This window comes from Dyadobacter sp. 3J3 (assembly GCF_009801115.1).
Classification (GTDB): Bacteria; Bacteroidota; Bacteroidia; order Cytophagales; family Spirosomataceae; genus Dyadobacter.
Map to the genome: position 1 here is coordinate 39191 of NZ_VTOL01000025.1, position 18437 is coordinate 57627.

The window sequence follows — 18437 nt, forward strand, 5'->3', positions numbered from 1 at the left end:
CCAGACTGTGCCTGATTCCGGCTAATGATTCATTTTACAGCATGGACATTTCTGTCTGCCTTGATGATATAAATGCCAACCATAGCGATCATTAGAAAAAGAAAGTTAAAAAGGAAATGTGTTTTGAAATCCAGATTCCTCAAAACACCACCGCAGCTGCATGGAACCCGGCTAAAAACATTTAATAGCACAAGCCCCATGTACGCCGTGAATAGTGCCATCAGAACTGCTGACGCATACAAGCCCGCCTTTTGTGTCATGGGAATAAGCAGGAGTACCGTAGTAATAAGTTCGCTGATCGGTATTAGCCACAACAACGGTGCAATTGACCAACCAGGCAATGCCTGGTTGGTCAATTGCCTTAGAAATTCTTCCATATCCAATAGTTTACTGACAGCGGTATAAAAGAACAGCATCACCAGTAACGCTGTGATGATTGCAATGGCCTTGCTTTTTTTTTCGGATGTAAGAAATATCATGACTATGTGGTTTATCTGATACCAGGATTTGAGGATTTCGCAATGCTTCCGCATTTACAAGCCTGTTATTTCAACTTCAGATGAAAACGTTAAGTAAATCCCTCATGCAGAAGGAAGTCAAATCACTATACCTTTCTCCAAATGATACAACCGCTTCAGTTATCAAAAATTTACATCAGTGCGTATAAACGATTGCATCATCTATAATAATTCAATCCAAAATACGGCTATCGTTTCTAACGCTTAGGTATATATGTTATGTTCTGCAAAATAAATCTGCCATCTCCAAAGGCTACTGTTCTCATATTACCAAGACAAAGTTGGATAGAATTTTCCACCCAAAGAATGTAGATTTCTCAGATTATTAACCTATCATTTTTCTTTTACCTATTTTTTATTTATTCGAATTTTAAAGGTATGTTCCCCGTATATTTATTCACTTTGGCTTTTTCTCTTTGCTGCGTCACTGGGTGGATAACCAAAATGCGATTTAAACCTCCTGCTAAAATTAAATGGGCTGGTATATCCGAGCGTTTCAGCAACATCTGTGACAGACATACTATGCTGTGTTAGAAGCCGGTATGCCTCATTCATACGAACTGTGACTATATATTCACGTAGAGAGACGCCGAACAAATCGCCGAAGACCTGCCCCAGCCTTTCGGGTGTAAGACTGAAAATATCGGCTACTTCCTTTATAGTAACGGTTCCCTCTAATGTTTGGGAATCAACATATCCTCTTACTTCCTGAACAAGATCCCTTGTTGTTTTAGTGGGAACGCTATCTTGATCCTCTTTCCAATGCTGGCAAAGCCCGACGAGTTCAAGTAATAATCCCTCCGCTTTGTGGTCTGTTATTTTACCGTCAGGAACAATTTGTTTAAGCTTGAACATGATACGATTGATCTGTCGATTGACCTTTCCACCTCCATATGCCGTAATTTCGTGATCGCGGGATTTATTGAAAAGTTGAAGCAGCACCGTATATTCTCCTGCGAGTTTCTCTGTGAGCTCCTGTCTCAAATAAAAAAAGAAATATACATGAGATCCCGGCACCAATCTTAATTCATATCTTTCAGGTTGTGCACCTAAAATAGAAAACTCTCCGTTTCTGATTTGAAAAGTCTGCTGCTTCGATTTGCATTGGAAGTAACCTTTTAAGACATAAAAAAAAATTGTATTAGTATTTTTTACCGCTAGTTCTGCGGCGAGCGTTTTCTTGACATCCAGAACAAGTATCTGAACGATAAAATTTTCTCCTACCCATTGTTGGTGCCTCATGCAACCTCCAGTCCATCTTGTAACCTTAACTGGCAACTTCGGCAACAAGTATCTGTTCATCTCCGGTAATTCATGTTCCGTGCTGGCACCTGCCAATAGGTCTGGTGGCAATGCGATTATAACGTCCGTTTCCATCTCACATCATTTTTAATCAGTAAGTCTGAATATGCTTTATAGCCTTTTCCAAAAAAAAGATAACTTTCTGTTTGTCTTTATCCTCTACCGAATATGCTCGTTTCCTTACACTTTCCCATGAAAGGTTTTTATGCTTCTCGGATGCCAAAAAAGGAACAATCGTTTTAAAAGCAGCTTGTAAGGATCGCATCTGCAAAATGCCCGCATCACAGATAGCACGTAACAGGATAGCGATTTGATCAGAACTTAATCCAAGATGTATTTTAAGCCCTTCATTCTCGTTTGCCTTCGCTCCGTCATTCCTGCTTTCAAAATGATTTACCTGGAAATGCAATTTCCTTTCCAGATAACCCACCTCTTCGGAAAACCAGTTGCCAACAACGTCTTTGATATCAGCGTAGCGCGGATTCAATCTCACATCCGGCTTTTTGTACATCTGATTAAATTCCTTCCATGAGAGCCTGAGTTGGTCGAGCTTTTCCTGAATACGGGCACATGCATTAACTTTCCCTGCTATCTTCTCAGTAAAATACCGCAGGTAGGCCTTTTTATTAAAATTCCGGTAAATTAAAAGCTCGTTAAGCGCGTTGTAAACTTTGGTGTCTGCCTTGACTTCGACAATCTGTTCAAGTTCTGCGACCATCTCCTTTTTATAAATAATTTCGCGGAATGTTATCGGCCGATCATTGTTGGGAAAGTTGTAAAGGGTGTCAAAAACGATTGAAGTAAGGATTTTGTCTCCCGTCCTTCTGAAAAGCTTGCTCTTTAGCCCGTTTAATCTCTTTCGAAGCTCTTCTGCCGTAACAAGCAGGTAAGTCACCGGCACCCGCTCATCAAGACCAAGAAATTGACCATAATAAATTTCAATAAATGACAATAATTCTTCAAGGTTTCTGATCACAGCCTGGCATGCAAGTTTCAGTTCTGGAGATTCGCTAAGAGCCAGGTTACAATTTTCGTTCGCTTTATCCAACAGAATAGTAAGATCTGAATGATAACGTCTTACGAGTAGTTTAAGCTCAGGATAACTCGTAATTCCCAAAAATTTACCTTTTAAGCGAGATCGAAGTCTGTCAATCTCTTCTGCTGTCGTCTTTAAAACCGAATCAAACTGCTGATCAGTTATGGCGCTAACTTGCGTTTTTGAGGGATTGAGGGTGACGTTGACCAGCAGATCTAGCCACTCAAGTGAATACGTTCTTTGCATAGCTACATTGAGTAAAGTGAGTAATGAAATTTGTCTGTACGATATCCTAAGTTGCATTTTCAATTCCATCATAGGCAAGACTTCTCTGCAAATATTAAATGCCAAAAGTTGGTATCCATTTCCTGCAAGATTCCAGGAATTCTTAGAAGAGTACCTTTCTTGGTTTATTAAATATTTAAGCTTTAAAAACACAAAACTATGTCAGCAGAATTTCAAAAACTGCGACTTACTACTTTTTTATATAGCTAAATCAGCCATGCCGGTAGCCATGGAAAGAATCATTTCACATAATACTCTTAATAAATGTAGCTTAGGGTCCCAAAAGTGGTGCAATAAGGAATAGCTTATACCTTGCCCCGTTGGGAAAGACTCAGTGCGTATGCATTACTTGGGCAAATTGAAATTGATAACAATCTTGCCGAGAATGTAATTAGGCCCCTTGCGATAGGTTATGTATAGTTGAGCGTTATGTAAAGTTGAACTGAAATAAAGCCCATAGAATCAAACAAACTCATATTGACTGGATTTTTACTTTACATAATATTATCAGTATTGTTGATATGAGTGCGGGATAGATATTTCAAAAACAACGCAAAAAGGAAAGAAATGCTAATATTCCGGATGTAATCGGTCTATGGATGATTGCCTTTGTCTATTACTCGTGGCCGGGATGAATAATATTATGAAAAGTAATTTCACACAAATATCATGCTGAGCACCGTAAAACGTTGATTTTGGGGTATGACTTTACATAATCGTCAGCTATGCATAACCAATTTCAGGTAAAGCTTTACATAAAATTGGAAGAAAGGCATTTTTATTTGCTGGCTCTCACCAAGCAGCGGAAATGACAGCAGCAATGTATTCATTTATGGCCACTTGCAAGAAAATGGTGTTGATGAGCAAGAATGGCTCAAAGATGTCTTCGAAAGGATCCAGTCACACAAACAAAAAGACCTATACCAACTACTTCCAAATACCTGGTTGGAATACCGGAATCAGAACGGTTAACTTACCTGTCAGAAAGCCCATCTACACAATATGGGTTCGTCGGTTGGATACGAAAAATCAGTTATCCATGCACTAGGTGTGTTTCGACTCAGACCGTATTTTTTGCACATGCTCTCTGACCAATTAATCCCGAATTTACTTCATGGACAATCTTCCTTTTTTCCCTCTCGCTTAAACACTCGTAAGGTTTTCGATTTTTGACCGTAACTTTCTTCCCATTTATATTCATCCGTTTCTGCTTTAGTGCAAAGCTATATTAGGGCAATACAGTCGGCTTGTTATTTCTTCTTGTGCGCAAACTTTTCGCAGTAAATTTTTATACAAATTTTTCTCAATCCAGCATATTAAAACCAAGAAAAACAACTTCGTAAGAAATTTGTCACAGATTTGTATCAAATGAGTAAATTTCTTATTTTTACACAAGATATAAATTGATATCAAAACTCATCATATCGAGTCAAACTATTGGGCTACCTAATCGGTTACCAATTTGATAAAAAGAAAGAATTAAACGATTTAAGGGTGTTTTCAGTCATAAAAAATGATCCCAGCGGGATCACTGAAAGCGCCTCAAACGGCGCTTTTTTTATACATAATGATTTAATAATCAGTCATTTTTAGGATCAAGTCCAAAACTTGTGGAGTGTATAGGATTTTTCTAGGTTTGTGTTTTTAATCAAACCTATTTGTTTTGGAGAGTTTCTTGCCTATTATCCAGTTTCTGTTACCCGAATTCATTTTAGAAAATTTTACACTTACTTCTGTAGATAAAGACGGAGATACATTTCATGTTCGTATCGAAGAGAAGAATACTGCTGATACTGATCCTCAAAAGAAGGATTTGCTCTCCAAAGGATTCTTTCCAACAATTACCGTCCAAGATTTCCCAATTCGTGGTCATAAGGTTTTTCTTCATATCAAGCGCCGCAGGTGGCTCAACACTAAAACGGGAAAAGTAGTATACAGGGACTGGACAGAAGTAGCACAAGGAACGCGGATGACCAGTGAGTTTTCCGCTTTTTTAAAAGAAGTCAATCGATATCAGCCCGAATAGCGCATGGGCAATCGGAAAGTTCTACGGAGTAAACGGTAAGGATTTGCTACGCCAATATCGAGATTTTCAGAGCGGATTTAAGAACTGGGATCAGAAAGTACATGCAAAAAAGTGGTTGCTCTTTCCTGAAAACATAGGCTCTCAGCTATCTATTGATGAAACTAGCCTTTCCCGAGGCGAGCTGTACACAATTCTTACAAACAAAGCTGCCAAGGGTGGTCGTGGCAGTATAGTTGCCATCGTGGCCGGTACAAAAGCCGAAGCGATTATTGAAATTATCCGTAAAATTCCCGAATCCCAGCGCAAAAAAGTTACAGAAATCACCCTGGACATGGCTGGCAGCATGTCAATGATTGCCAAACGATGTTTTCCAAGAGCTACACGTGTTACGGATCGTTTCCACGTACAACAATTAGCCACAGAAGCCTTACAGGAAATACGCATAAAGTACCGCTGGGAAGCTTTAGACGAAGAAAACGATGCCATTGAGCAAGCCAAAGCATCCCAGGCAGTATATGAACCCCAGGTTCTATCCAACGGAGATACGGTTAAACAATTAATGGCACCTAGCAGATATGCACTTTATAAAAAGCCTAATACATGGACCCCAAGCCAAAAAGAAAGAGCAGAGCTGGTCTTTGAACGCTTCCCTGATCTTAAAAAAGCATATGATCTGGCACAAGAACTCAGCAACATCTTTACTAACACAACTGAAAAGATTTATGGGTTAACCAGACTAGCCAAATGGCATGAGAAGGTCAGACAATCAGGTTTTAAGTCATTTAATACCGTCGCAAGATCGATAGAGAACCATTATAAAACCATTGTAAACTATTTTGATAACCGAAGCACCAATGCTTCGGCAGAATCCTTCAACGCAAAAATCAAGGCATTTAGATCTCAGTTCAGAGGCGTCCAGAACGTTGAATTCTTCCTTTATCGCCTAACTCAGTTATATGCTTAATCTAAGTTGCTCCACAAGTTTTGGTCTTGATCCCAAAATAGTGGTCAAATTTAAAATTTCAGTAATCCTTTAAATTTAGTAACGACTCATATCTTGTTTACGCTTGCGCATTGAACCTCTCCTAATTTTGACAAAGCAGATTATGCTCCAATCTTACTATTGATTCCGTCAAGTTTGCACCTATCACAATTTAATATGAAGGCTGAGACGCCATTTATTCAGACAGGTCATTTTTTAAGCGGAAAGAGCAATATGCCTTCTCAAACCTTCTAAATTCTTTATATCTCAGCCTATGCCAGTGAAAATCGGCACGCAGCCAGGGTGCTCGATTTTTGAAAATTGACGATTTCAACCGATGTCGAATCATTTTTTGCAGTGTTTTCTGCGGAAAAAATCTATTTTTTCAAGTGCTGGCCTCAAGGCTTTCACGGTAACTTAAAAATCAAATCATTGGCTACCTTCTCACTTAAAAACGTGATTAAAAGCTCTTTCTCAGTCAAGGCCACGGCCTTTGACAGCAGTTCTATCTGTATACTGGTCGGATTTCGCTCTCCATTTCAACTATACTTACCATTGCAGTGTCAGCACCAATAGCAGCTGGTAATTCTCCCAGCAAAGGTCCTTTGGTGTGTCCCGCTTTTCTCAGTACTTCCTCAGGCGTTTTCAATTATTCAAATTTATCCCTGTCGGACTTTGCTGAAAGTAAGCAGAAGTAACCATAAGTACCATTGCATAGTGTTAAATTTCGATATTGGTATAACTATGCAGCGGCCACAGGCTTCCATCAGCGTTGTATTTCTAGGCGCCACGGAAACTGCAAGATTGGCTCCTTATTGAGAAGTAATTTATGGACGAATTTTAGGAAAATTTGAAGGCAAAACCTAACGCATTTAAATAGAACCGCGAATAAGATTTCAGACTACAAACAAATTGCAGAAAGTTAAACGAGACTTTGAAATGTTGTTTGTAATTGTAATCTTCTTTCAAAATTTATTTCATAGAATTAATAAAGTAACACATCCGGAATCATATGGAAGATTTTTCTTGGGTCGTTAAGAATTCTTGCATGTTAATTTTTAGGAAAAAGATCGTCTTGATATTCAGATATCAGTTGACCGATCGACTTTAGTTTACTGTTATTTATCAGTAATTCCATGTCATACATCTTATAGATTATTGAGGTTTTTGTAACATTGAAAAAATAAGCCATCTTTTTTGTCAACTCCATAAAGTCCTGTCTGTTATGAAATTGATCGTCCAAATAATACTTCCCTCTGCGCAATTGAAGACTGTCTTGAGTTTTCCACAGTCTGGCTAAAAATTGCGGCTTAGGCAGCAGCAGCGACGATGCAAAATAATTTGCTTGCCATTCGATCCAGTTTTTCGGATTTTTCAAATCATGACTATTTTTACGAAAATTATATTCCGAATCAGAAAATTGATCATAAGAATTCTGCCCGATTTGCAGCTTTTGATGTAAATGAAAATGTCCGTACTCATGTGCCAAAATGAATAGGTGTCTACCAGAACCAACCACTAACTTATTTATTCCGATCGTACTGGCTTTAATGTCGCACCATCCTAGCAAACTGTCGTTATCTACAAAATCAACTAGCTTAACTTCTTCTCGTTCTCTTAGAAAGTTTTCTAACTGTTTCACAGATAATGGATAGGCTTCTGAAATGATTTTCGGGTTGATACTCTCCAGTATCTGCATTGCATGGTTTTCTATATCTTCCTTAGTCAATTTATCGATGTTGTAAAGGACGGATTTAGAATCATTATTTTCCCGAAAAATCTCTACTATTTCTTTATCTATAAGCCTTTCGATAAGCCTTTCTCCCTCACCCAGAATCTCACTATTTGAAGTTGCAATGATAAATGGCAAAGAGTCCTGCCTGCCCGTTTTCCAGTTCTTTGAAGTTTTATGGAGCGTTATATTATAGTCTTGAGCTGATTCCCCCTGAATGACCATCATGCCAACTGACTCAGCAATATTAAATGCCCCCTCCTGCAATGGGGAATTTGAAATAAATATTCCTTTTACGTTCACGCCGCCAACTTGCTGAATCTTACCATAAAATTCTTCAATATCATCGACAGGAACGCGTTTATTGTAACTTTTGCATTCAATAATATATATTAACGAATATCGTGTAGCTCCAGGTGGCCACACTTCTATTGTAATATCGAAAAAAATATCCTTTCGTCTTAATGACGAATAATATCCTTTGTCTTTCTTCGTAAATATCTTTAAGTGTTTACTTAGGTGACCAAGCTGTTCTTTTTGGATTTTTAATAATCTCTAAAGACTTCGACTCAAAAATATCTCCAATCAAAGTAGTGTTGTATCCTGCTTTCAAAATTTTATAGATTCAAATTTGATATAGGCAACCGATCTGTGTTTTGTTCTTCAAACTTAAAATTGCCTTAACGTTTCCGCAGAAGTCCAATTTTCAGCCAGTTAAATTTTAGTTGAAAGATAATAATAAAATCTTCAGTTGTAAATCCTGGCAGCACTTTACTGCCTTTAACCTCCTTTAACGGACCAATCCGCAAAAGTGTATCTCAGGATGTTTTGACACCTGTTTATGGGCTTTGTTCTCCAGGCTTTTGTCTACGATCTCGAACTAGCGGTAAAGAAGCTTATTGAGTTTATTAAAAATGAAGATTTGTAATTGGAATTATCAAAGTCATATCGTTTAAAAGAATGGCCTAAATCAATCAAATTACTGAAAAAAAATAAAAACATGTTGAAAGATGATGTGACCGAATTGTTACTGGCCGTATATCCATTGCTGACTACTTTCAGTCCGAATGATGAAGACGTTCAAGAAAAGGATAAATGGGATGAATTAAGAAAACTAACAATTTCCAAAGCACGCAGAATGAGAGTTCATAATCCCAATTCCTATGTAAAATAAGCGGATGACATTGAAGGCAGCGCATAACATTGGGTTTTATGCAATTTGGGCTCGACATTGTAACATCAGCTATTTGCAAATCCCAGCTTCAGTTCCAGCAGAAGAACATCTATCAGCTGTTTTTATTAACTTCATCCACATATTTTCAATCAGCAGCTGTTCCGGGCAGACGGAATACTGATTCCCAATCTGCATAAAGCCCTGGCCGTTATGCGATATTTAGTAGAATCTCATGGAACCTAAAAAAATCATAGCCAATGTTCTGGTCGCCCTCGCTGTCATTACAGCCTTTTACGGCATCGTCAAGGATAAGGATGATTTGTGGAACAAGCTATTTCCTGGTGGGCAATTAATAAATGTTTATTCTGTTTCAACTTTACTAATTGTCACCAATTTTATAAACAATAATTGCTGCAATAAAAATTAAACCTTCCGTGAAGAACATCACGGTTCCAGATTGAGAAAATTTCATAGCGATATGTTTGATAACTTCAAAGATTTCATAATCTAAATTTACAATAAAAATCCATTTGATAATTCAATATCAAGGCCTTACGTTTAATATCTTCGTGATTTCGATTAAGAAATCAACCAAAAAAGATTAAAAATTGAAATAATTCAATTCCTAAATCAGCCAAACTGGTTTTATCGGACGGATACGTTTGACCATGCTCTTATAATCAGGGTGGACACCACGGCCCGTGTGCATTCCCATGCATCACAACCGAATGGACGAAACCACTAACGGGTTCTTCTTCGAACCCAATGACCTCTTCTCAGTGAGCATAACACCAATATCTTTTTTCTTTTCCGGCCCCTGGTCAGCAACTGCATAACTCTTACCGGCTCCGGCAGCAATTGTTCCCAAACCCATCAAAGTGGCTGCTTTTAAAAAGCCTCTTCGCATTTTAGGATCTATGTTTTTATTTTCTGTCTGGTTTTCCATTTTTAATTTTATTTTTTTTAAACAAGTTTGTTTGAATATGATCCCGGCTGCCTATTCAAACTCAGACTGCTCTTAAAAGCTTGTCCAGCGTAACAGGGTAATCCCGGACCCTGATTCCGGTTGCATTATAAACCGCATTGGCCACGGCGGCTGCAACGCCAACAATACCCAGCTCGCCAATCCCCTTCGCTTTCATGGGTGACATCGTTGGGTCAATATCTTCGAGCAAGATTACTTCCTGGTGCGGGATGTCCGCATGAACGGGCACTTCATAACCTGCAAGGTCATGATTTACAAAAAAACCTACCCGCTTGTCAACCACCATTTCCTCCATTAGGGCCGCTCCAACACCCATCGTCATCGCGCCAATTACCTGGCTGCGCGCGGCCTTCGGGTTCAGTATCCGCCCTGCGTGACATACTGCCAGCATCCTTCTTACACGGATCTCAAATGTAAAAGCATTCACGCCCACCTCAACAAAATGTGCCCCGAAAGTATCCTGTGCAAATTGTTTGGAAAGTTCGCCGTAGGTCATCTCATCTTCCACTACAAGCTCCCCATCTTTGGCAGCCTCACTTAATGCCGCACTTTTATCACCCAGAATAATGCGGCCGTCCGAAAACTGCGCTTTTTCAGCATCGAAATCAAGCTTATTAGCCACCGCTTCGCGCAGTTTCATGCATGCAGCATATACGCCGGAAGTGGAAGACGCAGCGCCCAATTGCCCGCCAGACCCTGATGACTCCGGGAAGGACGAATCGCCAAGCTTCACCTTAACCTGATCGATCCCGACGCCCATCATCTCTGCGGCTGTCTGTGCGATGATGGTGTAGGTGCCCGTACCGAGATCGGTCATGTCTGTTTCAACGGTGATCTTGCCACTATTGTCAAGGCGTACACGTGCTGCTGACTTAACAATAGGCGCTCCACGCATGGCAGATGCTACGCCCATGCCGATGAGCCAGTCCCCTTCCTTGATTGCACCTGGTTTGGCATTCCGTTTCTCCCAACCAAATTTATCAGCTCCCGTCTGCAGGCATTCCACTAATTTACGTGTGGAAAACATGCGTCCTGGTTTCTCGGGATCTTCCTGAGTATCATTTTTAATCCGGAAACCGACTGGATCCATTTGCAGCTTTTCAGCCATTTCATCCATTGCTATTTCCAGTGCCATCATACCCGATGCCTCTCCTGGTGCGCGCATGGCACTGCCTTCAACCAGGTGCAAAACAGCCAGCCGCAGCTTGGTGAGCCTGTTGGCACCAGCATATAACAGCCGGGTTGATGCAATAGTTGATTCGGTCATGCCGCCTGGCAGATTCCCTGACCAGCTTTCATGGCCTATCGCCGTGATGGTTCCATCCGACTTTGCCCCGATCCGGATCCGCTGGATGGTTTTGGGACGGTGGATTGTGTTGTTGAACATCAGGGGACGCTGCAATGTCAGCTTCACTGGCCTGCCAACTGCACGAGACGCCAGACTGGCCGCTACCAGATCCGAAAGTACCGTACCTTTTCCCCCAAATCCCCCGCCGATGTAAGCTGAGATGAGCCGCACATTTTCTTTGGGTATACCCAGAATAAACGCAAGGTCGCGGACTCCCCAGTTGAGCTGTTGTATGGTACACCAGCAGGTCAGCTTATCACCATCCCATTTCGCAATGGTTGCATGAGGCTCCATCATCGCATGCGCCTGATCGGGCGTGGAGTAAGATTGATCTAATTTTACCTGGGCCGTCTCAAATGCACCTTCGAAATCGCCTGTACGCGTTTCAGCCGGGGGAGTGTATGGACCTGGCGAAGGAGGCCCGGCGCTGTCTTTTGAAGCTTCCAGATCATAACTGCCTGATTGTTTTTTGTATTCAACCTTCAAGAGCGCGGCCGCCGACCTTGCCTGTTCGAAGGTTTCCGCTACAACAATGGCAACTGCCTGATGGTAATGATCGACCTGCGGCCCGGCCAGAAAACGGCTGACGTAAAACTTACCGGTCTGCAACGGTCCGGCATTAGCAGCGGTCACAATCGATAACACGCCTGGCGCAGCGTTGGCCGCGGTCTGGTCAATTCGCGTAATCGTCCCGCGCGCAATAGCGGCACCTAAAATATATCCGTAAGCAGGATTCTTAACCTCCTCATTGTATTCATAGGCATATTTGGCCGTGCCGGTTGTTTTCAAAGGGCCTTCAACGCGGTCGGTCGGCTTGCCAACGACTTTTAACTGATCGATTGGGTTTTGCCCAGCTGGTTTGTCGAATTTCATATCAGTTTTTCCCTTCTTTTAAGACTAGTGCAATGGTACGCTCTACCAGGCTGAGCTTATATTCATTATCCTTGGTCGGCCTGGCACCTTCCATCAGTTTTGCAGTAAATGCCTTAGCACCCGATGGTAACAGACTTTCTGCACCCGGGACACGCCACGGCTTTGGAGCAACACCCCCAACGGCAATCCTTCCACTTCCATCTTTAAATAAAATGGCGGCAACCGACACCAGTGCAAATGCGTATGAAGCCCGGTCACGGACTTTGTGGTAGATATGCGTGCCACCGACCGGGGCAGGCAACACGACGGCAGTAATCAGCTCATTCTTTTCCAGATTGGTTTCCAGATGTGGCGTTTTCCCCGGCAAACGATAAAATTGCGAAATGGGAATCTGCCGGGTTTTGCCAGCTGGATTGATGGTTTCAACCACTGCGTCCAGGGCCGTCATGGCCACGGCCATATCGCCGGGATAAGTCGCGATGCAGGCGTCACTGCTTCCGATGACAGCAAGTTGTTTGCTGAAACCTGCAATTGCGGCACATCCGCTGCCGGGTACCCGTTTATTGCATTGCTGGTTGGTATCATAAAAATAGGGGCACCGCGTGCGCTGTAAAAGATTGCCCGCCGTGGTTGCCTTATTGCGAAGCTGCCCGGAGGCACCCGCAAGCAGCGCCCTGGATAAAATGCCGTAGTCTTTACGGATATGCGGGTCTGCCGCAAGGTCGGTATTACGGACCAGCGCTCCTATCCTTACACCGCCATTAGCGGTCTTTTCAATTTTGTCCAGTCCTATCCGGCCAATGTCGATCAGGTGGACTGGCGTCTCGATCTGTAATTTCATCAGATCAAGCAGGTTTGTACCGCCTGCCAAAAATTTAGCACCGGGCTTAGCGGCAACTGCTGCGGCCGCCTCGGCCGGCGTGGTAACGCGCTCGTATGTGAATGATTTCATTAGATACAGTTCAGGTGTGAAAAGATTTACCGCAAATGGCTATGTCAGCCTTTTACGCCAGCAACCTCCGCGGCAGCTTCGGCAATGTTGGAATACGCACCACAACGGCAGATATTCCCGCTCATTCTTTCCCGGAATTCCGTGTTGGTAAAAGCCATCTGCGCATTCAGATCAGCACTGGCATGACTTGGAATTCCTGCTTTTATTTCTTCAAGCACGGCAACGGCCGAACAAATTTGTCCCGGCGTGCAATAGCCGCACTGGTATCCGTCGTGTTTTATAAATGCGGACTGCATGGGATGAAGATTATCAGGTGTTCCTAATCCCTCGATTGTGGTGATCGCATCGTCTTCGTGTTGCAATGCCAGTGACAAGCAGGAATTGATGCGCTTTCCATTGACAAGCACTGTGCAGGCACCGCATTGCCCGTGATCACAACCTTTTTTAGTTCCGGTCAAAAACAACTTCTCTCTGAGCGCGTCCAGTAAGGTTGTTCTGGTATCCATTTCCAGAGTAATTGCTTTACCGTTCACACGGAAAGAAACCCCGGCCAATTCAACCGGCTGTATCGCCGCCGGTGCAGTTGCTGCTTCCAATCCAGTGACTTTTGTGATGGCCATAGCCGTAACTGCCATGGCAGTCCCTGCCAGCATTTCACGCCGCGAGATGTGGCCTGTTCTATCTTCATTTTCCATAGTTCCGCCTTTTACCTAAAACTTGTTGAATTACCTTAACTACCTCCAATATAAGCAATTCAGGTTATGCTATGAGAAATTTAAGCACAAAATCCTGATTATCCTGCACTATTTTAATATCCGCAATATAAACTAACCTGATCGGCGAGAATGTAGGATATCAAACAATTGATTATGAATATCAAACTACCCAAATGGCACTCTTACAATTCCTGAGCCGTCGGGCGAAAGATCACTTCATTGATATCTACATCGTCCGGCTGACTGATTGCAAAAGCAACAACACGCGCAAAACTTTCCGGACTGATTCCGACTGATCCTACATAATCCTGGTTCGCTTTCTGGATATCGGCTTCTGTGATATGGTCGAGCAATTCTGTTTTAACAGCACCAGGGCAGACAATGGTTGTACGGATGTTATAAGGCTTCACTTCCATGCGTAATCCTTCGGTCAATGCCCGCACAGCAAACTTGGTAGCGGAATAAACCGCAGAACCGCCGAATATTTTATGTCCTGCCACCGAAGATGTGTTGATAATCTGGCCTGACTTTTGTTCTTTCATATAAGGCAGCACAGCAGCAATACCATAGAGCACGCCCTTTATATTCACATCGATCATGGTGTCCCACTCCTCGACATTGAGGCGGTCCATAGGTGATAACGGCATGACACCAGCGTTATTAAGTATGACGTCAACCCTACCAAAATGCTTAACTGCTGAGTCGACGAATTGCTTTACCTCATCCCTTTTGGTCACGTCCACTTCTATTGCAAGAGATTTTCCACCATTATCATTGATTTCCTTTGAAAGCTTTTCAATTTTATCAGCCCTTCTGGCGCCGAGCACAACAGATGCTCCTAAGTTTGCCAGATACTTTGCGGCTGCTTCGCCCATGCCACTGCTCGCTCCGGTAATTACAACTACTTTTCCTTTGATATTTTCCATGATTATTAATAATCTGATTTTACTTTTTGTTAATTTAATCTCGCTCCAAATGAGCACAACTAGAATTCTAACGCGTTAGCGTTCAACTTGTTTTTGGATTTCGGCCGGGTAGCGTGCACCCAAAATCTCAATCCGAGAAACCGCTGTATTGATTTCGCTTAAATCATTTGCACTCAACTGAACATTGACGGCGCCCAGATTTTCTTCGAGGCGGTGGAGTTTTGTAGTTCCCGGAATGGGGACGATCCACGGTTTTTGTGCCAGCAGCCAGGCCAATGCAATTTGCGCAGCAGTTACTTGGTTTTGGGTTGCAATCTGACCCAGCAAATCCACCAGGTTTTGGTTTACTTTCCTGTTTTCCTCTGTAAAACGAGGGACTTTATTTCTAAAATCACTTTTGTCAAACGTCGTGTCGGCATTGATTTTACCAGTAAGAAAACCCTTCCCCAACGGGCTGAAAGGCACAAAGCCAATCCCCAGCTCGTCCAATGTGGGCAAGATTTCGGCCTCTGGTTCTTTCCACCAAAGCGAATATTCACTTTGCAAAGCGGCAACCGGCTGCACAGCATGTGCCCTGCGAATGGTCGCAACGCCCGCCTCCGAAAGGCCAAAATGTTTCACTTTTCCTTCACTGATTAAATCCTTTACGGCTCCGGCAACATCTTCAATCGGTAAATTGGGGTCCACCCGATGCTGGTAAAACAGGTCGATTACATCCGTACGCAAACGTTTCAATGATGCTTCGGCGACGGCGCGGATGTTTTCCGGACGACTATCAAGACCCATGGCTGGCATCCCACCCGCAAAACCGAACTTGGTCGCGATCACCACATCCTTGCGAAATGGCTCCAAAGCCTCACCTAGCAATTCTTCATTCGCAAAGGGTCCATATGCCTCGGCTGTGTCAAAAAAAGTAACGCCTAGCTCCACGGCTCTGCGGATCAGTTTAATGGCTTCCTGCTTTTCAGTTGCAGGCCCGTAACCAAAGCTCAGCCCCATGCATCCCAGGCCAACCGCAGAAACTTCCAGCCCGCTATTTCCTAATTTTCGCTTTTCCATATTTTCAATTACCTAATCTATCGTTCAAATCGCCAGCCATTCGGAAGACTGGCACATCATCTCAGCCTTCAAGCTCCGATTATTGTATGACAAAGTTCCGGCCATTTTCGCGATCACTTTGTATATATATTCCTGATATTTATACCAATGTTCCGGATTCATGTTCTGTAAATAGTGATGCGCTGTTGAAATCTGTAATTTGGTATCGATTAATAAAATAGACTATGGAAAATCAGATCCGCTTTGACTCGGTAAGTGAATACAATGCATTCAACCAGCACGAAACGCTGCATCCTTTGGTGACTGTTGTTGACCTGTCAAAAGCAGACATGCGCCGGAACCAAAACATGTATTTGGGGCTGTACTTTGTCATGCTTAAAGGAGTACCATGCGGCGACTTGCGCTATGGCAAGCAGTATTATGATTATCAGGAAGGCACGCTCGTTTTCTTTGCGCCTGGCCAGGTGGTGAATGTTGAAAATTACGACGAATTATACAAGCCAAATGGTTACGCGCTGGTTTTTCATCCGGATCTTCTGCACGGTACTTCACTGAATCAGCACATCCATGAATACAGCTTTTTTAGCTATCAGAGCCACGAATCTTTGCATATCTCCGAGCGGGAAAGACAAATTGTTCTGGATTGTCTTTCCAAAATAAAATACGAACTTGAACACGCTATCGACAAGCACAGCAGGAAGTTAATCGTTTCGAATATAGAGCTGTTTTTAGATTACTGCACGCGCTTTTACGACCGGCAATTCCTTACCCGCGATACCGTGCACAAAGGTATCCTAGAACGGTTTGAAACGCTTTTAACAAACTACTTTTTGTCAGAAAAACCCGGTTTGATCGGACTACCTTCGGTAGCGTATTTCGCCGATGAGCTGAACCTTTCAACAAAGTATTTTGGGGACCTGGTCAGAAAAGAAACCGGACAAACCGCTCAGGATTATATTCAGGCAAAAATAATTGATGTAGCCAAAGAAAGAATTTTTGACCAGACCAAAACAGTAAGCGAGATCGCCTTTGAAATGGGATTTAAATATCCACAGCATTTTTCAAGGTTATTCAAACAACGTGTCGGGCAAACGCCTAATGCATTTCGGGCGATTAGTAATTTGAATTGAGAATGGATCTGATCACATACTATGACCTTACATTGATCGTATGATTTAAGACAAATCCATTTGCCACACTTCCTGATATTTGCGCCATTTGATTGGCAACACCGTCATTGAAAACCATGTCCCTTTCGTTGGTGGTATCTTGCAGCCCATGAGTTGCATAAACACCCTGCCTGTAAACAGTGTCACAAATTTCCTTGGGAAAAGCAATTTGGGTAACGAGTAAGGAAGTGCCCGAGCTGCTGTAAATATGAACGTGAATATGCGGTGCCCGGCCCGGATACCAGCCAGGGAAAATGCTTGTCCAGGCTACCAGACCCGAGGAGTCAGTTGTTTGACGCCCTCTTAAAAAATGCAAATCCGTTAAGCTGACAGATTGTGAGCTATTTCCACCGTATTCGGAATAATAACCGTCCTTATCGCATTGCCAGATATCCACCAGAACGCCAGGCAAAATTTCGCAATTCGCATTCACATGTATAAGCCAAGAATTCACGACATTGAGATACTAGAAATCAGGTTGTCAAACAGCTTCCAGAATTTGTGACCGTGTTTCCAATGTCGACTGAGGAGGAAAAGCGACTGTTTGTTATTCTCAAAAAGCGTATATTGATGCAATGTATAATAGGAATTAGAGGATTGAAGAGGCGGAGTTAGAGTATTTGGGTAGTCGCGTGGCGTTGTTGTGGGATTTGACGGAGAGGATTTGTAGGGACCGGATTGAGCAGCTTGCCGATGACAAATCAATTTTTTTGAACTGTTAAATGCTTTTCAGATATTCACATTTGGATTTTAGAGGAATGTGTCCTTGGATAGCATCCATTAGATACATTCATCGACACCTTAGAATTGTTTATAAAAATTTTGTAATAAAAAATGGACTTAAACCCTGACGAGCTATTGCCAGATGAGCTACTGTTTTCTTCCAGACTAAATGGGAGTTCAGTCAAAGGATCATATAGCACATTTCAATTCGTACTACGATTAAGAGATGACGTACGCAGTTCTCTCCAAAAAGGAGAATTTAATGAAGAAGCCATCCGAGCAAATTCGACGTCTATACATGAGAACATCCATTGGTGGCAGCATATAGGTTCTAATCTTGGATTCCTATTCAGCTTAGCCGGTCCAGCGTTCGCTACGGCATGTTTTGATGAACTGAATGCTTTGGTAAAAAATGGCTTGAATTATAAGTCGCTAAAAAAATTTGATAAAATATATGTCGAAAAATACAACAAGGCAGACATTGAAGAATTAAACTTCATATTAAATAGACAATATCACGAATAGATTTGTAAGGGCATAAAAAAAAGCCGCCCATGTTTTTAAGTTTGTAGCTGTGAAACAAATAAACGAAAAAGCCCGGGCGACCTGCGACAAATTTAGAGCACTTACC

General features: G+C 42.3%; 19 protein-coding genes. 6 read left to right on the top strand and 13 right to left on the bottom strand.

Annotated elements, in window-relative coordinates:
• Positions 1-29 precede the first annotated feature (29 nt).
• From FZF08_RS29920 to FZF08_RS29930, 3 genes are all read right to left on the bottom strand, one after another.
• The gene (locus FZF08_RS29920; protein ID WP_159478006.1) at positions 30-479 is read right to left on the bottom strand and encodes a MauE/DoxX family redox-associated membrane protein; all 450 of its coding nucleotides are present in this window, start codon (positions 477-479) and stop codon (positions 30-32) included.
• A 432-nt stretch (positions 480-911) separates the two neighbouring features.
• On the bottom strand, positions 912-1895 hold the full coding sequence (locus tag FZF08_RS29925; protein WP_159478009.1) for an AraC family transcriptional regulator: 984 nt from the start codon (positions 1893-1895) through the stop codon (positions 912-914).
• A gap of 16 nt (positions 1896-1911) precedes the next feature.
• Positions 1912-3102: a hypothetical protein gene (locus FZF08_RS29930; protein WP_159478012.1), complete on the bottom strand. Its 1191-nt coding sequence runs from the start codon at positions 3100-3102 to the stop codon at positions 1912-1914.
• A 351-nt stretch (positions 3103-3453) separates the two neighbouring features.
• Here FZF08_RS29930 and FZF08_RS29935 point away from each other — a divergent pair, with 351 nt between their 5' ends.
• The 4 genes from FZF08_RS29935 to FZF08_RS29950 all read left to right on the top strand — a co-directional run bounded on the left by FZF08_RS29935 (position 3454) and on the right by FZF08_RS29950 (position 6131).
• Positions 3454-3561 (top strand): transposase, encoded by a 108-nt coding sequence (locus FZF08_RS29935; RefSeq protein ID WP_229216758.1) that lies wholly within the window; start codon positions 3454-3456, stop codon positions 3559-3561.
• A 420-nt stretch (positions 3562-3981) separates the two neighbouring features.
• Positions 3982-4113: a transposase domain-containing protein gene (locus FZF08_RS32440; RefSeq protein ID WP_409012678.1), complete on the top strand. Its 132-nt coding sequence runs from the start codon at positions 3982-3984 to the stop codon at positions 4111-4113.
• 691 nt (positions 4114-4804) lie between these two features.
• Positions 4805-5167: a transposase gene (locus FZF08_RS29945; protein WP_159478015.1), complete on the top strand. Its 363-nt coding sequence runs from the start codon at positions 4805-4807 to the stop codon at positions 5165-5167.
• A gap of 43 nt (positions 5168-5210) precedes the next feature.
• Positions 5211-6131, top strand: coding sequence for a transposase (locus tag FZF08_RS29950; protein ID WP_255463778.1), 921 nt, complete (start codon positions 5211-5213; stop codon positions 6129-6131).
• Between the two features lie 523 nt (positions 6132-6654).
• Here FZF08_RS29950 and FZF08_RS29955 read toward each other — a convergent pair.
• Positions 6655-6798: a hypothetical protein gene (locus FZF08_RS29955; protein WP_159478018.1), complete on the bottom strand. Its 144-nt coding sequence runs from the start codon at positions 6796-6798 to the stop codon at positions 6655-6657.
• A gap of 402 nt (positions 6799-7200) precedes the next feature.
• A complete protein-coding gene (locus FZF08_RS29960) occupies positions 7201-8424 on the bottom strand; it encodes an ImmA/IrrE family metallo-endopeptidase (protein WP_310590626.1) in 1224 nt (407 codons plus the stop codon).
• Positions 8425-8809: 385 nt separating this feature from the next.
• Between FZF08_RS29960 and FZF08_RS29965 the strand changes: the two genes are divergently transcribed.
• Complete coding sequence (locus FZF08_RS29965) at positions 8810-9055, top strand: hypothetical protein (protein WP_159478024.1); 246 nt, start codon at positions 8810-8812, stop codon at positions 9053-9055.
• Between the two features lie 718 nt (positions 9056-9773).
• Here FZF08_RS29965 and FZF08_RS29970 read toward each other — a convergent pair.
• The 7 genes from FZF08_RS29970 to FZF08_RS30000 form a co-directional block, all read right to left on the bottom strand.
• The gene (locus FZF08_RS29970) at positions 9774-10001 is read right to left on the bottom strand and encodes a hypothetical protein (protein ID WP_159478027.1); all 228 of its coding nucleotides are present in this window, start codon (positions 9999-10001) and stop codon (positions 9774-9776) included.
• Positions 10002-10062: 61 nt separating this feature from the next.
• Positions 10063-12261: an aldehyde oxidoreductase molybdenum-binding subunit PaoC gene (gene paoC, locus FZF08_RS29975; protein WP_159478030.1), complete on the bottom strand. Its 2199-nt coding sequence runs from the start codon at positions 12259-12261 to the stop codon at positions 10063-10065.
• Position 12262: 1 nt separating this feature from the next.
• Complete coding sequence (locus FZF08_RS29980; RefSeq protein WP_159478033.1) at positions 12263-13213, bottom strand: xanthine dehydrogenase family protein subunit M; 951 nt, start codon at positions 13211-13213, stop codon at positions 12263-12265.
• A 44-nt stretch (positions 13214-13257) separates the two neighbouring features.
• Positions 13258-13908, bottom strand: coding sequence for an aldehyde dehydrogenase iron-sulfur subunit PaoA (gene paoA, locus FZF08_RS29985; RefSeq protein ID WP_159478036.1), 651 nt, complete (start codon positions 13906-13908; stop codon positions 13258-13260).
• A 203-nt stretch (positions 13909-14111) separates the two neighbouring features.
• On the bottom strand, positions 14112-14855 hold the full coding sequence (locus tag FZF08_RS29990) for an SDR family oxidoreductase (protein ID WP_200837200.1): 744 nt from the start codon (positions 14853-14855) through the stop codon (positions 14112-14114).
• 75 nt (positions 14856-14930) lie between these two features.
• A complete protein-coding gene (locus tag FZF08_RS29995) occupies positions 14931-15914 on the bottom strand; it encodes an aldo/keto reductase (RefSeq protein WP_159478039.1) in 984 nt (327 codons plus the stop codon).
• A gap of 24 nt (positions 15915-15938) precedes the next feature.
• On the bottom strand, positions 15939-16076 hold the full coding sequence (locus FZF08_RS30000) for a hypothetical protein (RefSeq protein ID WP_159478042.1): 138 nt from the start codon (positions 16074-16076) through the stop codon (positions 15939-15941).
• A 62-nt stretch (positions 16077-16138) separates the two neighbouring features.
• On the opposite strand from FZF08_RS30000, the gene FZF08_RS30005 reads away from it, so the two are divergent.
• Positions 16139-17044 (top strand): AraC family transcriptional regulator, encoded by a 906-nt coding sequence (locus FZF08_RS30005; protein WP_159478045.1) that lies wholly within the window; start codon positions 16139-16141, stop codon positions 17042-17044.
• Positions 17045-17063: 19 nt separating this feature from the next.
• Here FZF08_RS30005 and FZF08_RS30010 read toward each other — a convergent pair whose 3' ends face one another.
• The gene (locus tag FZF08_RS30010) at positions 17064-17537 is read right to left on the bottom strand and encodes a hypothetical protein (protein ID WP_159478048.1); all 474 of its coding nucleotides are present in this window, start codon (positions 17535-17537) and stop codon (positions 17064-17066) included.
• Positions 17538-18437: the final 900 nt, after the last annotated feature.